Annotated in this window: 20 protein-coding genes; 3 read left to right on the top strand and 17 right to left on the bottom strand. The window is 34.5% G+C overall.

The window, feature by feature from the left end; translation table 11 throughout:
* Window positions 1-38: 38 nt before the first annotated feature.
* Complete coding sequence (locus O1A01_RS14225; RefSeq protein WP_270064370.1) at window positions 39-572, top strand: YceI family protein; 534 nt, start codon at window positions 39-41, stop codon at window positions 570-572.
* 71 nt (window positions 573-643) lie between these two features.
* Here O1A01_RS14225 and O1A01_RS14220 read toward each other — a convergent pair whose 3' ends face one another.
* From O1A01_RS14220 to O1A01_RS14170, 11 genes are all read right to left on the bottom strand, one after another.
* Window positions 644-1,642, bottom strand: coding sequence for an LLM class flavin-dependent oxidoreductase (locus O1A01_RS14220; RefSeq protein ID WP_270064369.1), 999 nt, complete (start codon window positions 1,640-1,642; stop codon window positions 644-646).
* Between the two features lie 93 nt (window positions 1,643-1,735).
* Window positions 1,736-2,404, bottom strand: coding sequence for a GNAT family N-acetyltransferase (locus O1A01_RS14215; RefSeq protein ID WP_270064368.1), 669 nt, complete (start codon window positions 2,402-2,404; stop codon window positions 1,736-1,738).
* A gap of 13 nt (window positions 2,405-2,417) precedes the next feature.
* Window positions 2,418-3,086 carry a GNAT family N-acetyltransferase gene (locus O1A01_RS14210; protein WP_270064367.1) on the bottom strand — a complete coding sequence of 223 codons (669 nt, stop codon included), beginning with the start codon at window positions 3,084-3,086 and terminating at the stop codon, window positions 2,418-2,420.
* Between the two features lie 14 nt (window positions 3,087-3,100).
* The gene (locus O1A01_RS14205; protein WP_270064366.1) at window positions 3,101-3,982 is read right to left on the bottom strand and encodes a carbon-nitrogen hydrolase family protein; all 882 of its coding nucleotides are present in this window, start codon (window positions 3,980-3,982) and stop codon (window positions 3,101-3,103) included.
* Between the two features lie 185 nt (window positions 3,983-4,167).
* Window positions 4,168-4,539 carry a winged helix-turn-helix transcriptional regulator gene (locus tag O1A01_RS14200; RefSeq protein ID WP_270064365.1) on the bottom strand — a complete coding sequence of 124 codons (372 nt, stop codon included), beginning with the start codon at window positions 4,537-4,539 and terminating at the stop codon, window positions 4,168-4,170.
* 158 nt (window positions 4,540-4,697) lie between these two features.
* Window positions 4,698-5,513 (bottom strand): adenosylmethionine decarboxylase, encoded by an 816-nt coding sequence (gene speD / locus O1A01_RS14195; protein WP_066410949.1) that lies wholly within the window; start codon window positions 5,511-5,513, stop codon window positions 4,698-4,700.
* A gap of 133 nt (window positions 5,514-5,646) precedes the next feature.
* A complete protein-coding gene (locus tag O1A01_RS14190) occupies window positions 5,647-6,507 on the bottom strand; it encodes a polysaccharide deacetylase family protein (RefSeq protein ID WP_066410947.1) in 861 nt (286 codons plus the stop codon).
* A 28-nt stretch (window positions 6,508-6,535) separates the two neighbouring features.
* Window positions 6,536-6,778 carry a hypothetical protein gene (locus O1A01_RS14185; RefSeq protein ID WP_066410945.1) on the bottom strand — a complete coding sequence of 81 codons (243 nt, stop codon included), beginning with the start codon at window positions 6,776-6,778 and terminating at the stop codon, window positions 6,536-6,538.
* A 20-nt stretch (window positions 6,779-6,798) separates the two neighbouring features.
* Window positions 6,799-7,653, bottom strand: a complete 855-nt coding sequence (locus tag O1A01_RS14180; RefSeq protein WP_270064364.1) for a DUF421 domain-containing protein — start codon at window positions 7,651-7,653, stop codon at window positions 6,799-6,801.
* 14 nt (window positions 7,654-7,667) lie between these two features.
* A complete protein-coding gene (locus tag O1A01_RS14175) occupies window positions 7,668-7,874 on the bottom strand; it encodes a DUF1657 domain-containing protein (RefSeq protein WP_066410941.1) in 207 nt (68 codons plus the stop codon).
* Between the two features lie 64 nt (window positions 7,875-7,938).
* Complete coding sequence (locus O1A01_RS14170; protein ID WP_066410940.1) at window positions 7,939-8,142, bottom strand: DUF1657 domain-containing protein; 204 nt, start codon at window positions 8,140-8,142, stop codon at window positions 7,939-7,941.
* Between the two features lie 210 nt (window positions 8,143-8,352).
* On the opposite strand from O1A01_RS14170, the gene O1A01_RS14165 reads away from it, so the two are divergent.
* Both O1A01_RS14165 and O1A01_RS14160 read left to right on the top strand, forming a co-directional pair.
* Window positions 8,353-10,491, top strand: coding sequence for an ATP-dependent Clp protease ATP-binding subunit (locus O1A01_RS14165; RefSeq protein WP_270064363.1), 2,139 nt, complete (start codon window positions 8,353-8,355; stop codon window positions 10,489-10,491).
* A 128-nt stretch (window positions 10,492-10,619) separates the two neighbouring features.
* A complete protein-coding gene (locus O1A01_RS14160) occupies window positions 10,620-11,102 on the top strand; it encodes a YqeG family HAD IIIA-type phosphatase (protein ID WP_066410937.1) in 483 nt (160 codons plus the stop codon).
* Between the two features lie 117 nt (window positions 11,103-11,219).
* Here the strand turns inward: O1A01_RS14160 and O1A01_RS14155 are convergent, their stop codons facing one another.
* The 6 genes from O1A01_RS14155 to O1A01_RS14130 all read right to left on the bottom strand — a co-directional run bounded on the left by O1A01_RS14155 (window position 11,220) and on the right by O1A01_RS14130 (window position 17,224).
* Window positions 11,220-11,645 carry a hypothetical protein gene (locus O1A01_RS14155; RefSeq protein ID WP_270064362.1) on the bottom strand — a complete coding sequence of 142 codons (426 nt, stop codon included), beginning with the start codon at window positions 11,643-11,645 and terminating at the stop codon, window positions 11,220-11,222.
* A 120-nt stretch (window positions 11,646-11,765) separates the two neighbouring features.
* On the bottom strand, window positions 11,766-13,766 hold the full coding sequence (locus O1A01_RS14150) for a penicillin-binding transpeptidase domain-containing protein (protein WP_066410934.1): 2,001 nt from the start codon (window positions 13,764-13,766) through the stop codon (window positions 11,766-11,768).
* A 49-nt stretch (window positions 13,767-13,815) separates the two neighbouring features.
* Window positions 13,816-14,871, bottom strand: a complete 1,056-nt coding sequence (locus O1A01_RS14145; RefSeq protein WP_066410932.1) for a DmpA family aminopeptidase — start codon at window positions 14,869-14,871, stop codon at window positions 13,816-13,818.
* Window positions 14,872-14,873: 2 nt separating this feature from the next.
* Window positions 14,874-15,719, bottom strand: coding sequence for a D-amino-acid transaminase (gene dat / locus O1A01_RS14140; protein WP_066410931.1), 846 nt, complete (start codon window positions 15,717-15,719; stop codon window positions 14,874-14,876).
* Between the two features lie 243 nt (window positions 15,720-15,962).
* Complete coding sequence (locus O1A01_RS14135) at window positions 15,963-16,730, bottom strand: threonine/serine exporter family protein (RefSeq protein ID WP_066410930.1); 768 nt, start codon at window positions 16,728-16,730, stop codon at window positions 15,963-15,965.
* A gap of 35 nt (window positions 16,731-16,765) precedes the next feature.
* On the bottom strand, window positions 16,766-17,224 hold the full coding sequence (locus O1A01_RS14130) for a threonine/serine exporter family protein (RefSeq protein ID WP_066410928.1): 459 nt from the start codon (window positions 17,222-17,224) through the stop codon (window positions 16,766-16,768).
* Window positions 17,225-17,350 lie beyond the last annotated feature (126 nt).

The following is a 17,350-nucleotide window of genomic DNA, read 5'->3' as shown; positions in this document are numbered from 1 at the left end:
GAAATTTATTAATTAAGGGGAATTAGGGAGGAATTATTATGGCAAAAACAAATTGGGTTTTGGATCCAACTCATAGCTCAGTAGACTTTTCAGTCAAACATATGATGTTTGCGACAGTTAAAGGTGGGTTCGAAGCATTTAATGCTACTATCGTTGCAGATCCACAAGATTTAACTACTGCTACGATTGAATTTACCGTTGAACTAAATAGTGTTAATACACGTAATGACGATCGTGACAATCACCTTCGCTCTGCAGACTTTTTTGATGTTGAAAACCATCCAACTATGACGTTCAAAGCAACTAACATTGAAAAAACAGATGATAACGAATATGATGTTACAGGTGATTTAACTATTCGTGGAGTGACAAAATCTGAAACTTTGCTTGTTACATTTGAAGGGTCTGGAATTGATCCCTGGGGAAATGAAAAAGCTGGATTTGCTGTGGAAGGAAAAATTAAACGTAGTGATTACGGATTAACTTGGAATGCAGCGCTTGAAACAGGTGGAATATTAGTTGGTGACCAAATTAAGGTTTCCTTACAAATTCAAGCAGCAAAAGAAGCATAAAAATTTTCAACAGTGGAGGGTCATATCCCCCACTGTTTTTTACTTTATTTAGAGATTCTTTCCTATTCCAATTAACATAGAAATTGTTGAGCAACTAGTTCATAGGACTTAATCTTATCTTCGCTACGATGGACGTTCGTGATAATCATTACTTCATCTGCATTATATTGATTGATTAGTTCTCCTAGCTGATTCTTCACTTCAAGAGGATTTCCGATAATCATATTATGTTTACTAGCCTCATCTATCTCTTTCTTTCCTATAGACTGTAAGTATTTTTTTGCTTCCACTATTGATGGCAACGCTTCTTGTTTTTCTCCTCTCATCATCTTTATACTCCAAGCTAAATTACTTAATGAGAGTTCGTGTGCTTTGTCAGTGGATTCTGCGCAAATAACAGAAACTGTAACGATACTATAAGGTTCGGATAAAAAATTACTAGACTTAAACTGTTTTTTATAAGAGGAAACGATTTCTGTTCCATTTTTTTCACTCATAAATTGACCAAACGCATAACTTACTCCTTTTTCGGCAGCTAGTTGAGCACTTTTCCCACTTGTACCTAACAACCATGGTTGTGGTGCATTCATAGGTAATGGAGCTGCTGAAATTCCGGAGAAAGGGTGATCTTTCGGAATGTCGTGTTGTAATAAGTGCAGTAATGTTTGAAAAGAATCGGGCATATTTCGTACGTTCTCTAAAAAGTTGCCAGATAATGCGATAGAAACTTCTGCTGAACCGCCTGGAGCTCTACCGATTCCTAAGTCTATTCTATTTGGGAATAATGTAGCTAATAGGTTGAAGTTTTCAGCTACTTTGAACGGTTTATAGTGAGGCAATAAAATTGCACCAGAACCAATTCTTATTGTTTTTGTTTGTTGACCTATGTACGCTAACATAATTTCTGGAGAAGGACACGCCAATCCAGGAAAATCATGATGTTCAGCAATCCAGTACCTTTTATAACCTAAACGTTCACCAACCTTTGCTAATTCGGTAGAATCTAAAAGCGCATCTCTTGCAGATTTACCGGAAGAAATAACAGCTTGGTCAAGGATACTCAATTTCACGGTACCACCTCCATATCGATAATTTTTCCATAGTTTGTTTATTATAACCTTTACTAAAAAAGCCTGCTAAAAATATAGCAGACTTTAAACGAATTATATGGATAGTAAGGATACGGTATCTCTTTGTTCTAAATCATGAACCATCTCTAACCATTCTGTTGGCTTGTTCTCTAAAACAGAATAATATCTCTTTAAAAATTGAACGATTAAATTTGCGGGTAGTTCAGTAGCGTTATTCATCGGTAAGAAACATAAATCTAATCCAGAAACTGCTTCACCATCATTATTCCATGAAGGATGAACATAATTAAATTCTAATTTTCTATAACCTAAATGAGCCAATACTTCACGACGAACGTAAGGATTCATAGACTTTACTCCACCAAAATCATAATGGTCTACTAGGTATGGGTTATATATTTCTGCAAACATTCCGCTTAATTGCTGTCCATTATCTTTTGCTAATGAATGTAAATCAACTAATCTTTTTTCTGCTAGGAATGGTCCTACTCCAACACCGTCTTTTCCAATAATCGTAAAATCAGTCATTGCCACGTTAAAATCTTCGTAATAACGGTATTCTGTTGCACCAACAACCTCGTTATTGACTACAGCAACGAACACACGAATTGTTGGATCTTCTAACGGCTCTTTCCATAGACTAAATTCAAGTACTTCTTCTTTAGGAAAGACAGTTTGCATTAATTGATGCATTTGTTTAAATAAAGGATCTTCTATTGAGGTGATACGACGATATTCCATTTTTTCATCTCTCCTAATCTTCTATCTTAATAAATGGATTTTTCCATTCCATTAGTGCACCATAATTACAAGAATCAGCATCTTCTAAATAATTCTCAACCACTTTAACAGGAGTTCTACCGGCTCTAAGTAAAAAGGTGATAACCGGATCTTTTAGCTCTCCCTTAACAACTGCATCTAAATATTGTGATGGTGTTAAAGATTCAGCCTGTTTATGAAAGCCTGGCATTCTCCCACCACCTAGTAAACGGGTTAATTTCTTTTCAATTACAATCTCATACATGGACTGCATTAGATGTTTACCAAGTCCTAATTTTCGATATTGTGGACTAACACAAATGTCAACTACGTATAACGTATTACCATTATCATTATGATTACGTATATACCCGTTATCAGTGATGTCTTCCCATGTATGATCTTCATTATGGTAATCTACTATTAATCCAGTCATAGAGCCAGCGATCCGGCCATCTACTTCAATGCAAAGCGCCCCTTCTGGGAAAAGTTTAACATGATTTGATAGTTGTTCCTCATTCCACCATAATTCGGATGGAAATGGTGGTGGGAAGCTTTCTTCTTGAACTTTCATGAGACTAGTGAAATCGGACTCCTTATAATTACGAATAATTGCTAGTTTCGGTTGGTCATGATCAAAAACATATAATTTCTTGAAATACAAATTATCTTCCCCCCTTATTGAATAACAAGTTTTGTTGGGGCTTCCCAGTCTGGATAAAGATCTGTTCTACGGTCCCTCCATGTAGTAACAGATCCTTTTTCTCTTACTTCGTATAATAATTGTAAATCTAAGTCAGCTGTAACAATCATATCTTGGTTAATCTCACCCTCTGCCATTATTCCTTTAGGGGGAAATGGAACGTCGTTTGGAGTAATAATCGCTCCTTGACCAAAGTTACCTCGCATAAAGTCAACAGTTGGTAATGAGCCAATTGTTCCAGTTGTCACAACGTAAACTTGATTTTCAATCGTACGAGCATGGCAAGAATAACGAACACGATGGAAACCGTGACGATCGTCCGTACAAGATGGACAGAAAATAACGTCTGCGCCTTTCGCTTTTGCCATACGGACAATCTCTGGGAATTCAATATCATAACAGGTTAACATTGCTATTGTCCCTTTATCCGTATGGAATACTTCTAAACTATCTCCTGCTGACATATTCCACTCATTTACTTCTGTAGGAGTAATATGAAGCTTTGCTTGCTCAGCAACTCTTCCATCAGGATAAAATAAATGCGCAACATTATATAATTTATCATTACGTCGAACAACATGCGTACCACCAATAATATGCATACCAGTCTCAGTAGCTAATTTAGTAAATAACGATAGGTATTGTTCTGTAAAAATAGGTAGATCTTGTATAGATAATGCTTCCCCATTTTCATTCCCTATCGACATTAATTGAGTTGTAAAAAATTCAGGAAATAAAACGAAGTCTACATCAAATTCTTGTGCTGTTTTCACATAATGCTCCACTTGGCGAGCGAACTCTTCGAAGCTATGAATAGTATGGAGATGATATTGAACGGCAGAAACTCGTAGTTTCATTATAATCTCCCCTTTCTAAAAAATAGGTAAGATAAATAGAATTATTTCATTAACATTATTCGATATTCCATACAAAATAACAAGTACGCACTTATTGTGCACATAGTGTCTAAAAGTATACTATGGGCACTTACTAGTATTTCATGTTAAAAAAACGATGTTTCTTATATAACACCGTTGTATTTTTATATATTATTTGATATTTCTTCTTGATGTGCTTCGGAAGAAACGGAATCTTCCATATATTTTTTTCCCCATTCATACATGGAGTCTAAAATTGGAATTAAACTTTCCCCGTATTCTGTTAAAGAATATTCTACTTTTGGAGGGACTACTGGATATACTTCGCGATGAACGATAGAATCGGACTCTAACTCTCTCAACTGATTCACTAGCATTCGTTGGGTAATTCCAGGTATTAATGCTTTCAATTCTCCAAATCGTTTTGTTCCTTGCTTACCTAAATGCCATAGTATTAACATCTTCCACTTTCCACCGATTATGGCAAGTGTTAATTCCTTTTCGCAATTAAACGTTTGGTTCTTTACATTTCTCATTTTCAATGCTCACCTACTTTTACTAATGGTGTAAAATTTACCGAAATTCACTAGTAACATTATACAAATAAATATTTTTTATGTATATAATAACTGCAGTTTATTTAAAGAATGTCTTTAAAAACGAAGAACGATGACGAAAGGCCATCGTTCTTCGTTTACCTGAGCTTATTTATATTTTTTCCATAATATATTTCATCCATTTCATCTTGTAGCTTTTCTGTAATTTCTTCTATTTCCTCTGCTGATAATGAATCTTTGGAATATCCAAATAAATAATTGTTGAGATCAAACTCTTTTAATTTACATTTCGTGTGAAAAATGTTTTCTTGATAAATGTTAACATCAATCATATCGAACATGTCTTTAATCTCATCTGGTATATAATTTTGAATTGAATTTATTTCATGATCGATAAATAATTTCTCTCCATCAATATCACGTGTAAAACCTCTAACCCGATAATCCACAGTCATTACATCTGTCTCAAACGAATGGATTAAATAGTGTAACGCCTTTAACGGTGAAATTTCACCACAAGTTGAAACATCAATATCTGCTCTAAACGTACTTATACCCTCACTTGGATGAAACTCTGGGTATGTATGAACAGTAATATGACTTTTATCTAATCCCATCACTACTGCTTCAGGTAGCGGGCCAGGAGACTCTTCATATGATTCATTAGGTACTTCTACTATTGGACCTTCTGAAACTAAAATCGTAACACTAGCCCCTTGAGGAACATAATCTTGTTTCGCTACATTTAGTACATGTGCTCCGATAAGATCGGCAACGTTTTTTAGTATATTAGTTAGACGATCTGCGTTATACTGTTCATCAATATAATCAATATATGCTTCTCGTTCTTCTTTTGTTCTAGTGTAGCAAATATCGTACATATTGAAACTTAATGACTTCGTTAAATTATTAAAACCATGAAGAGTGACTCTTTGTTCTTGATTCCATTCCATGACAAGTTCCCCTCTTTCATTCTTATTCGATTTACTATATTAGTTAACATACCCAAACTTTAAGCAATATAAATATGAATTAACATTCAAGAGTAAAAAAACGCCTATGCAACAACATAGACGTTGTATATACCTATTTTTGATAAGGAATATTTAATAATTCTGGTACAGTAACAAATTCAATTCCTTGCTCTTGAAGAGAAGGGATAATTTGTTGTACTGCTTGAATTGTTCCAGTTCTATCACTCGTCCAATCGCCGCCATCATGCATTAAAATAATGGAACCAGGTTGTGTATTACTTAATACATTGTAGGCAATAATATTTGGCGGATCTTCTTGCCAATCTAAGGAATCTACGGACCATCCTACTACTGTATAGTCCATCTCCCCTAGTCTTTCTACTAATTCGTTAAACAAAAAGCCATATGGCGCTCTAAACAATTTTGTCCGATACCCTACAATTTCTGCTAGTGTATCTTCTGTTCTTTGAACTTCTGTTTCTAATGTTGCAATATCTCCAACTTCGACAAGATTAGGATGCCAGTATGTGTGATTTCCTATTATATGTCCTTCGTCTACAATCCGTTGAACTAGCTCTGGATAAGCAGCCGCTCTTGCTCCCATTAAGAAAAAAGTAGCCTTCACATCATTTTCTTTTAATACATCTAACAACTGAGGAGTGAATCGTGGATCTGGTCCATCATCGAAAGTTAAAGCTACTCTATTCTCCTCTGTAGACCCTCTTAACACAACAATCTCAGGGTATCTTTGTTGAAGAATAATATTAGATACTGGTCGTTTTATTCTTTCTACTAGTTCAGGACCCCCTTCTGGCTGCGGGATGTCATCGGGCTGTTGACGATTATCACGCTCTTTTTTCCAAAACCAAGTAGGTACTTCCTCTCCTCCCGAGCTATGGGCTGATAGTGTGGAAGGTTGTATTAGTAACAATAGTACGAGTAATGCAAATGCAATGCTATATAGCTTTTTCATTGTTGTTCTACTCCTCTTCAATAAGCATTCAATGTTTCAAACTTGAAGTGACACCATCAGCAGCTTCTGCAAGTGAATGGAAATTTTCATTCATAATACTACTTATTTCATCATTGGTAAGTATTCTATTTTGTGATTCAGTAGATGAAACTGAATTTTCTTCTGTTGGTGATTGTTTATTCCGATTATTATTAATCGCAATTAGAGTGACCCCGAGTCCGATACCTATCGCTGTTGTCCATAAGTTAGAAGTTCTACTAGTTGTAAACATACTTTTTATCCCAGCCTTTCTTATTTTAAATATGATTCGACTTTTTTAATCGCATTATTTAATTTATTTTTGTTTTTTTCAAACATTTCTTTTGCTTCTTTATTATCTGTTGCTAGAGCAAACCCCTCTAGGTCAGCTGCACATTTTTTTAGCATTGCTAACAATAGTGGTCTTTGCTGTGGTGAAGGAACTGTTATTGTATCATCATATAAATCAATCGTTAGTTCACCGTAAGAATCAACTTGTCCAACATATACGTTTTCTAACAAAACACCTAATTTATCAAGTTCTGTTTGTAACCACTGTCTATTTTTTCCGCTTTTTCCTAACGAGTCATCAACTATTTTTCCATCTTGGATGACAGTATAAGGTTCCTTCTCTTCAGCTACTTTTATGTTTAACAATTTAGGTGTTACGGGTAACATCTCTTTTTTCGGAAAAACACTTACATCGCCTGTTGCTTCTAAAATAGCGAATTCTACATCAGCATATTTAAAGATGTTTTTTTGACGTAAGGAACTTAAGAGCTCATCTGTTGTTAGTTTTTCCTTTTTTAAATTATCTTCTAAAATTTTTCCATCTTTTATTAAAACGGTTCCATTACCTTTAGTAAAATCATGAAACTTTTTACTTTTTAGTGCGAATAAATCAATTAAAAATAATACTAGGCCTATAAGAAGAATAGAAATAATCCCGTGAATGAATGGACGATCAGCTATTATAATAAAAGCGGACAAACCAGCTATAGTTATACTTGTTAAAAATTCAAATAAACCTAAATCACCGACTTTCTTTTTACCAACAAGCTTCGTTATTGCAAAAAAGAGAACGATGACTACGAATGTTTTTAATAGAACCTCTACCCATCCAGGCAAATAATACCACCTCTTTAATTACTTTTATATTGTGGTTCCTCTGTTTCAATTTCCACTACCCTCATTTGAAGGTCGTTACTTATTTCTTCAATCGTTATCATTGTTTCGTGAAATACTTTCTTTGCCTTTTCTTCCTCACTATTAATTGCTAAATGAGATAATTGTGCGTCAATATTTTTTAATGTTGCTACTGTTTGTTTTACGTTAGAAATAACAGTCATTAAGTATCACCTTTAATCATTTAGTTTGGAGTTGACAATATTGCCAACTCCTTTTTTATAAACATTATTGATTATATTGTGGCTCTTCTTGTAAGATTTGTTGCAGTCTTGGCTCAATACTGTCAATAATCGTTTGTGTTTGTGTTGCCGCATTTTGATAAAGTTGTTTTGCTTGCTCATTATCAGTTTGTAATGCAAACGTTTCAAAGCTCGCTTGTGCACTCTTTAGACCAGCTACCGTTTGTTTTACCTGTGTCCCTACAGTCATGTTCATCCCTCCTAGTAATAAATTCGTGTATATTTTTCGTTAAAATAGAAAAAAAATGACTACAATTTCATCCCAAAATAACTACTTATTTCCTCTACATACATAATTTTTATTCTCCTTAACTGTTGAAAGTCAAAAAAGGTCAAAGTATAATATAAATACCGGAAGGTCAAATATAGTCAAAGTCAATTTAAATAAGGAGGTATATTTATGCTTTGTCAAAAATGTAAATTTAATCATGCAAATGTTGAATTACGCATTCAAGTAAATGATGAAAACAAAAAAATACATCTTTGCTCAAAATGTTACAAAAACATAAACAATAAAATACCTGTCCCTAACGGCTTGTTCCATAATAACTTTCCTTTTGGCGATTTCGCTAATTGGAATGGAACGGATGAACATTTTGACAATAAAATGAATGAGCCTGTAACAAAAAACTCTAATCGTGGTGGAGGTATACTAGATCAATTAGGGAGAAATATAACAACCGCTGCTAAAGCTGGTTTGATTGACCCAGTAATTGGAAGAGATAAAGAAATACAACGAGTGATAGAAATACTAAATAGAAGAAATAAAAACAATCCTGTCTTAATTGGAGAGCCAGGTGTTGGTAAAACAGCTGTTGTTGAAGGGTTAGCGCTTCATATTGCAGAAGGAAAAGTCCCTGCCAAACTGAAAAATAAGGAAGTCTATTTATTAGATGTGGCCTCATTAGTAGCTAACACAGGTATTCGTGGACAATTTGAAGAACGTATGAAACAAATTATTCAAGAACTACAGGAAAAGAAAAACATTATTTTATTTATTGATGAAATTCACCTTCTTGTTGGTGCAGGATCAGCTGAAGGCTCTATGGACGCTGGTAACATATTAAAACCAACCCTAGCTCGTGGCGAATTACAACTTGTTGGTGCGACTACTCTAAAAGAATATCGTCTAATTGAAAAAGATGCAGCATTAGAACGTCGATTCCAACCGGTTACAGTGACTGAACCGACATTAGATGCTGCATTAACGATACTAAAAGGCATTCGTCATAAGTATGAAGAGTTTCATCAAGTTAAATATTCAGAAGATGCTTTGAAAGCTTGTGTAAACCTTTCTCACCGATATATACAAGATAGACATTTACCCGATAAAGCAATTGATTTATTAGATGAGGCTGGTTCAAAGAAAAATTTAATAGATCCTATGGTAGATTTTGAATCGATGCAGATTCGACTTAAAGAAATTGAGACAGAGAAACAGAAAGCATTGAAAGAAGAAAATTATGAAACTGCTGCAAAACTTCGAGATGAAGAGCTGAAAATAGAAAATGAACTTAAGAAAGAAAACAAGAGTGTACCTACTGTTTCTGTTGAAGATGTAGAAGCAATTATTTCAGAAAAAAGCGGAATCCCTCTAGGTAAAATTCAAAATGATGAACAAAATCAATTGAAAAATTTAGAGGGAAATTTAAATAAGAAGGTTATCGGTCAGCATAAAGCAGTTGAAAAAGTTGCAAAGGCAATTAAAAGAAACCGAATAGGTATAAAACGAAAAAATCGCCCAGTAGGTTCGTTTTTATTCGTAGGTCCAACTGGTGTCGGAAAAACAGAATTAACAAAGTCGTTAGCTGAAGAGCTATTTGGTACAAAAGATTCAATGATTCGATTAGATATGAGTGAGTATATGGAAAAACATTCTGTATCTAAATTAATTGGTTCTCCCCCGGGTTATGTAGGCCATGAAGAAGCTGGGCAATTAACGGAAAAAGTGCGTCGAAACCCTTACAGTATAATTCTATTAGATGAAATCGAAAAAGCACATCCTGACGTACAGCATATATTCCTTCAAGTAATGGAAGATGGTCGATTAACCGACAGTCAAGGACGTAATGTAAACTTTAAAGATGCAATTATTATTATGACAAGTAATGCAGGAGTGACAGATAAAAAAATTACTGTTGGATTTAGTAACACTTCAAAAAATGAATCAAACAACAGTGAGTTTATAGATTCATTATCTGCTTATTTCAAACCAGAATTTTTAAACCGCTTTGATGGTATTATTCAATTTGATTCGTTAAACGAGAAACAATTAGTTGAAATTGTTGATATAATGCTTACTGATTTAATGAATGTTATGAAGGAAGAACATGGTATTACCCTTTCCATTACAGACAAAGCGAAAGTAAAATTAGCCCAATTAGGTTATCACCCAAGTTTCGGGGCTAGACCGTTACGTCGTATTATTGAAGAAAAGGTAGAAGACAAAATTGTCGACCTTATGATGGAAAATACTTGTGAGGAATTATGTATTGATGTAGATCATGAGGAAAGTATCGTTATAATAAAACATAAATAACCGGTAAAAGCTGTTCTTACTACTCAAGTAGTAAGAACATTTTTTAATATTTTTATATAGTAAATTTCAATAAAATGGACAATATAATTTATAAGATTTTATTTAATAAAATGAGGCGGTACATACTTATGAAGTACTTTAAACCTGATTTTGAACTGGATCACTTTTCAAAAATGGATGCTAATTGGTTGGAACACCATCGAGTAAAAACAATATTTTCAGATTTAGATAGTACATTAGCCATACACGATGAACCTGGTGGAGACGACTTACGAACATGGATTCAAATGTTAAAAAACCATCAGGTAAAACTCGTTATAGCGTCAAACAACAGTCAAGGGCGTGTGGATCGATTTTGCCAGCCTTTTGGTATTATTGGTTTTGGCAAATGCGCAAAGCCAGCTCCTTATAAATTACGGAAGCATATGGACGCAATAGGCGCTTCAAAAGATACTAGCGTTTTTCTAGGTGATCAATTATTTACGGATGTTTGGTGTGGAAAACTGTTGAACATTCGGACGGTTCTAGTTAAACCAATCGGAAAAGAACATGAGCCTATACAAATTGTCTTAAAAAGAAAGTTAGAAACAATAGTGAAAAATCGATGGTGAAAAAGAAAAACTGCTAAAACAACAAAAGAACATAGATAATAAAGAAATTGAGGTAAACAAGCTTTTCCCTAATTAACGTTCTTCCTTAGGAGAAAAAATAGAAGGTGATCATTCATATCACCTTCTAAATTCAAAATCGATATAGCTTAACAGATCATCTATTCCATGATTAAAAGTAAAGAAATGAGGAAATTGCTCATCATCTAGTAAAAGTAAGTGTGGGTCATCATTTTCAGGTAAGATAATAATAACTTCCTCTACTATATGATAAAACCATTCGTTTGAAACGGTAACGGGTTTTACTAGTGGGACTTTTATCATGTGTCCAGTTTTAGGTATAGGATCAAGCTTTTTATATACTCCGTTTATATTATTAATTATTTTAAACGTTTCTCTTTGAATGTCACTTGAAGAAGAAAACGTCTTCACAACAGAACTAATGCTATTATCGAAAATTTCTACTTTTTTCTCTTCTTCTGCTCCACACACTATATTTCCGCAGAATGTAACAAGTAAAATTAGTAGGAAAACCTTTTTATACATTTCATCACCTCTTCTCTAGTCATTTCCTAAAATCCGTTAGTAATGATACAGGAGCATTTATTTTATAGTTTCCTACATTTAAAAAAGGTATTACTATAAAAGTAATACCTTTTCTTTACATTAATCATTATTTAATGATCTATAAAAATGATTAGCTTTTTCCACCACATAACCACTTCCACCCTTATCTTCTACTCCTTCGATAAGAATAGCGGTCACGATATTAGGCTGTTGTTGATCGTAGGACACAAAAATACCATTTTCCGTACCAACCGTTCCTTGCTCGCGTTTAATTTCGGCAGTTCCTGTTTTTCCTGCAATAGCTTTTGACTCTAAATTAGCTTTTCTTGCGGTCCCTTCTGTTACAACTTGTCGTAAATATTGTTGTAGCTGCTTCGCATGTTCCTCGCTAGTTAATTCAGTCCATATTTCGCTAGCTTCTTCTTCAAAAAGTAAGGGCTTCATCATATTTCCGTTGTTGACGATACCGCCGTAAATATTAGCTAAATGTAACAGAGGTAATAAAATTTCCCCTTGACCATATGCAGTATCTGCAAGAGCTATCTCACTACTAATGGAGTTAGAATTAGAAATTTGCGGTGGTGTTAAATAATATTTAAATGGTAAAGCTTCACCAAATCCAGCTTTTCTTAATCCATCCACAAAAACATCAGTTCCAATTTTTAAACCTAATTGAGCGAAATAAATATTATCAGACACAACAATTGCATCTTTTAAATCAACAGAATGAATGGAGCTATCTACTCGAGTTACTTTATAATTGCCCCAGGAGTCATCTTTTTGCCATTGTTTTTCAGTAATTTCAACTTTTTCTGCTGGGTCTATTATGTCATTGTTTAAAGCAATCATCGATGTTAATAACTTAATAGTCGACCCAGGAGAGTATGAAGCATGGAACCTATTTAATAACGGTAAATCCTCATCGTTTGAAAGTGATATATCCAACCCAGGAGATAGGTTAAACACATATTCATTTGGATCAAAGGAAGGTAAGCTTATTAAACTACGAACTTTCCCAGTTTCAGGCTCAACTATTACGGCTGTACCTTTTTCTTCCCTTAATGTTTCGTATAGAGATTGTTGTAAATTACCGTTAATGGTTATTTGCACGGTTTCTCCATTTCTAGCTTCTGTCCGTGCAATTTCTACTGTACTACCGTCTTCCTTTTCATAATAAATACTTTTTCCATCAATCGGCCTTAATCTATCTTCTAACAATTGTTCAAGACCCCTTTTTCCTATCCAATCGGAAGCTCCATATTGCTTATCAGCATATTTTTCTAACTCTTCCGCTGTAATCGGGCGTATATAACCTATAAGATGAGCAAGTGACTCTCCATAAGGGTAAATACGGGAGCTTGCCATTCTGACACTAACTCCAGGAATAGTTTCCAATTCCCGAACGACTTGTTCGTCACTTAACGAATACTTCCTAATAGGAACAAAATGGTCTGGTTGTACCCAACTTTGAGAATATTCACTTTCGATATACTCTTCACTTAAACTCGTTAGGGAAGCAACTTCTGATAATGATTCACTACTAAAGTTTCCAGGAACAATACCGATTTCAAAAACTTCTCCGTTCGCAGCAAGTGTGTTACCTTCACTATCAAGTATTTCCCCTCTTACTCCTTTGAAAGTTCCGATTCTAACTCTATCTCCAGTAGACAATTGTGGCAAAATAAAATGTGTATCCCATTCAATAAACCAATCTTCTTGTTCGTCTTCAACCACTTCTTTTTTAAATGGAACATCGACCGAATAATCAATATTTCCTGCCAGTGTGTCAAATTGGATGGATATCGGGATGGATAACTCTTCTAGCTCCTCCCAAACTATGTTTTCATCTTGAATAGTAATCTTTAAATTATCTACTTGAAGATCAGCATAAAGTTTTTCGTACCTCTCCCCAAACTCTTCAAATGTGAAACGTTCTTTACTAGTAGTTGTTAAGTAATTTTCATACATAGAGGTGTAGTCCGAATTACCCCAAAGTTGTATGTAATCATTAAGCTTATTATATGGATTTGCTTCTTCTTCCTTTTGGCAGCCTATTAAGAATAAAAGACATGCTAATGCTATTATTATGTTTTTTTTCAAGTATTTTCTCCCCCCATTTATAAAGAAAACATTGTATATATTATACCATTTATTTGAAATTGTATGGTAATTGTTCGACCTTTCTTCCGTTCCTCCCCTTTGTTGTCGTTGCCTTTGTTAGTGCATTTAGTATGGCCTCTTCTGTAGCTTCTGCGGCCGCTTGAAATAAAAGGTTCATACACTCCGAATCATCTCTTAAAAAAGTTAGTGTTTCCAAAACGTCTGAAGAATTATGTGGTATTGTTTGTGCGTTGGAAAATGCAATGACAATGTCCCCACTTCCATTGTGTATATTGCTGCCTACCCGACTAAGGCCAACTGATGCTCTTTTAGCTATTCTTTTTAACTGTCGAGCATCAAGTGGTGCATCCGTTGCAATAACGATAATAATAGAACCAGGTGGTTGTTTGGAAGCTGTAGAGTTATTCTCTAAATTCTTTAACCCGTAACGTAAATAAGGAAACTCCTCTTTTTTACCGAAATTAGCTTGAACTAAGCAACCAAGTGTATAACACTTTTCATTTGAGCTAACAATCCTCGAAGAACTACCAATTCCACCTTTAAATCCAAAACAAACCATTCCTGTTCCTCCACCAACTGCGCCTTCTTCTACACGATCTTGAGAAGCGTTTCGGATAGCTTGAATAGCATGTTCTTTTGTTACGTTTAATTGACGAATAGAGTTTAAATAGCTATCATTACATTCCCCAACTACAATATTGACAGTTCCGGTAGTGTCCCCAATATCACTATTTTCACGGAGTAAATAATGTAACGTTCCTTCTGCCACTGCTGGGACACTAAACGTATTTGTTAGCATGATTGGAGACTCTAATTGTCCCAATTCTTCTACTTGTACTAGGCCAGTTGTTTTTCCAAAGCCGTTAATGGTGTAACTGTTTGCAATTACTTTTTGTTGAAAAATATTCCCTTCATGTGGCAATATTGCAGTTACGCCTGTGCAAGCATAATCTGTTCCAGCTAACTTTTCTTTTATTGTTGAATGACCTACTAAAACACTTCTTACATCTGTAATACAATTCTTTTCCCCTGTTGGTAACGCTCCGATTTTAACACCAAGTTCACGAATTTTTTGTCGGTTCATCATTATCCCCTAATTTCTTCTTTAACTAGTTCAGTGAAAGCCTGTTGTATCTTCCTCGTAAATGAACCAGGTTTCCCGTCGTTTATCTTAACTTCATCTATCATTGTAATTGGTACAACTTCATTAGTCGTTGATGTTAAAAATACTTCGTCTGCATTCAATAAAAATTGCTTTGAAACAGGCTGTTCTTTTATTTTCCATTCTTTTTGATGGAACAATTGCAATAATTTTATTCGAGTAATTCCGTTCAAAATATAATTATTCGCAGGATGAGTATAAATAGTATCGTCCTTAACGATGAATATGTTAGAAGAAGAACCTTCAGTTACTTGGCCATCTCTAAGTAGAATAGCCTCATATGCACCTTGTTCATGTGCTTCCTGCTTTATCATAATGTTATAAAGGAGATTTAAGCTTTTAATGTCGCATCGAAGCCAGCGTAAATCTTCCGCTGTTATTGCTTTAACCCCTTGTTGCTGTACATCGGATACATCGGAAAATGGTAATGGATACGCAATTAATAAAGGTTTTATTTTGGAATCATACTGATGTTTTCTCGGTGCAACGCCACGTGTTATTTGTAAATAAATACTTCCGTTCTTTACGCTGTTTTCGTTTATTAAGCGTACTATTAATTGTTTTACTTCTTCTCTTTCTATTGGTATGTTAAGACGAATTTCTTCAGCACTTCTATATAAACGATCTACATGTTCCACTAGTGTAAAAGCTATCCCGTTGTATACGTTAACTACTTCATAAACACCATCTCCAAATTGATAGCCCCTATCTTCCATATCTATCGTAACTTCTGACTTTTCCAAAATCTCACTGTTAAATAGTACCTTCATTAATATCCACTCCTAAAAATAGTAGTTTTTCACCTTGAAATGCCATTAGTATTAAGGCGTATAATTTTTTATGATTCTTGTCACTTATATCCTGTTATAGCGCACATTATGTACCTTGTTGCCGACAAGAATAGCACAATTAGTGCTAACCTTCAATCCATTATTTTTAAAAATTTCAAATTATGTTTCTCTTATATAGAAAACACACCGAATACTCTTCGGTGTGTCTATATATCAAAATATTTACATAGTGAACGCGAATACAATAGCGACACCAGCTCCAATTGCAAAGGCAGTGAGAAGCGCTTCTGCTCCTTTAGAAAGACCTGATACAAAATGGCCAACCATTAAGTCTCTTACAGCATTAGTTATTAATAGCCCTGGTACTAGTGGCATAACAGAGCCAATAATTATTTTATCGATTTCATGTCCAATTTCAAATTGAACAATAAAAAATGAAAGAAGACCGATAATAAAGGAGGCCATAAATTCCGCAAAAAACTTTACTTTAGTAAAGTGATCGATGAAATAAAAACTTGTAAACCCAAAACCTCCAATAAAAAAGGCTGGGAAAAAGTCAAGCCAAGTTCCTTTAAACATAATAAGAAAGGATGCGCTCGCTATTGCAGCTGCTAAAATTTGTACAAAAATTGGGAAGGAAAGATTTTCTTTCTCTAATGATTTTAACCTTTGAAATGCATCAGAGATAGTAATATCTCCGCTCGTTAATTGGCGAGATATTTGATTTACTCTAGCAACTTTTTCTAAATCGGTTGAGCGTGTATTAATTCTGACTAGTCTAGTCGGATTCTCTCCTTCTAACGATACAATAATTCCTGTAGGTGTAGAATAACTATGCGTATCAGGATAATCACATGCTAATGCCATTCTACTAATCGTATCTTCCACTCGGTACGTCTCAGCACCACTTTGCATCATTATTTTGCCTGCCAATAAACAAGTTTTCAAGACAAGTTCATTATGTTTTACTTGTTCATTTCCTTTTACCATTTTTTATTACTCCATTTCTATATCCTTCTAATATACTAATTGTTAACACCCTTTAACTTTTTTACGATATTTAAAAATAGCTGCACTAAAACTTCAGCAAATACTAAGCCCATCGCTATTGCTCCTGAAATAGCGAATGCTTTTGCAGCTAGAGGAATAGCTCCTAAATAATCATTTTGCGCTACGTGTCGCATTGAATTATAGGCTAAGCCACCTGGAACTAAAGGGATAATACCAGCTACACTAAAAATAATCATCGGCATTCTATTTACTTTAGCCATAATGTGTCCAACAAGAGCAACAAAAAATGCCCCCACAAAGGATGCCATTACAGTGTCAACATTTAGATCTTCTAATAGTACATAGGAAATCCAACCGATCATGCCTGCAATACCACATTTTATTAGTGACTGTCGGGGTGCGTTAAATATAATGCCAAAGCTTGCTGAAGCTATAAAGCTAAATAATAATTGAGATAGATAATAACTAATCATAATAAATGTGTACCTCTTTCAATTTATCTAATTAGTAATGTTACAACATTCACAAACCCATTTCCATATAGAAATAAAGAAAAACTCGCCCATTTGCGAGTTTCTATATAGATTACATATGTTTTA

The organism is Sutcliffiella sp. NC1, from assembly GCF_027594365.1.
GTDB classification, from domain to species: Bacteria; Bacillota; Bacilli; order Bacillales; family Bacillaceae_I; genus Sutcliffiella; species Sutcliffiella cohnii.
The sequence above is the reverse complement of the archived record's forward strand: the minus strand, read 5'-3'. Positions and strand labels throughout refer to the sequence as shown.

What these genes read in the sequence shown, in the direction of transcription:
- O1A01_RS14225 (WP_270064370.1), top strand. Translation starts at nt 39, where the DNA reads ATGGCAAAAACAAATTGGGTTTTGGATCCAACTCATAGCTCAGTAGAC.
- O1A01_RS14215 (WP_270064368.1), bottom strand. Translation starts at nt 2,404, where the DNA reads ATGGAATATCGTCGTATCACCTCAATAGAAGATCCTTTATTTAAACAA.
- O1A01_RS14205 (WP_270064366.1), bottom strand. Translation starts at nt 3,982, where the DNA reads ATGAAACTACGAGTTTCTGCCGTTCAATATCATCTCCATACTATTCAT.
- O1A01_RS14200 (WP_270064365.1), bottom strand. Translation starts at nt 4,539, where the DNA reads ATGAGAAATGTAAAGAACCAAACGTTTAATTGCGAAAAGGAATTAACA.
- speD (WP_066410949.1), bottom strand. Translation starts at nt 5,513, where the DNA reads ATGGAATGGAATCAAGAACAAAGAGTCACTCTTCATGGTTTTAATAAT.
- O1A01_RS14190 (WP_066410947.1), bottom strand. Translation starts at nt 6,507, where the DNA reads ATGAAAAAGCTATATAGCATTGCATTTGCATTACTCGTACTATTGTTA.
- O1A01_RS14185 (WP_066410945.1), bottom strand. Translation starts at nt 6,778, where the DNA reads ATGTTTACAACTAGTAGAACTTCTAACTTATGGACAACAGCGATAGGT.
- O1A01_RS14175 (WP_066410941.1), bottom strand. Translation starts at nt 7,874, where the DNA reads ATGACTGTTATTTCTAACGTAAAACAAACAGTAGCAACATTAAAAAAT.
- O1A01_RS14170 (WP_066410940.1), bottom strand. Translation starts at nt 8,142, where the DNA reads ATGACTGTAGGGACACAGGTAAAACAAACGGTAGCTGGTCTAAAGAGT.
- O1A01_RS14165 (WP_270064363.1), top strand. Translation starts at nt 8,353, where the DNA reads ATGCTTTGTCAAAAATGTAAATTTAATCATGCAAATGTTGAATTACGC.
- O1A01_RS14160 (WP_066410937.1), top strand. Translation starts at nt 10,620, where the DNA reads ATGAAGTACTTTAAACCTGATTTTGAACTGGATCACTTTTCAAAAATG.
- O1A01_RS14155 (WP_270064362.1), bottom strand. Translation starts at nt 11,645, where the DNA reads ATGTATAAAAAGGTTTTCCTACTAATTTTACTTGTTACATTCTGCGGA.
- O1A01_RS14145 (WP_066410932.1), bottom strand. Translation starts at nt 14,871, where the DNA reads ATGAACCGACAAAAAATTCGTGAACTTGGTGTTAAAATCGGAGCGTTA.
- dat (WP_066410931.1), bottom strand. Translation starts at nt 15,719, where the DNA reads ATGAAGGTACTATTTAACAGTGAGATTTTGGAAAAGTCAGAAGTTACG.
- O1A01_RS14135 (WP_066410930.1), bottom strand. Translation starts at nt 16,730, where the DNA reads ATGGTAAAAGGAAATGAACAAGTAAAACATAATGAACTTGTCTTGAAA.
- O1A01_RS14130 (WP_066410928.1), bottom strand. Translation starts at nt 17,224, where the DNA reads ATGATTAGTTATTATCTATCTCAATTATTATTTAGCTTTATAGCTTCA.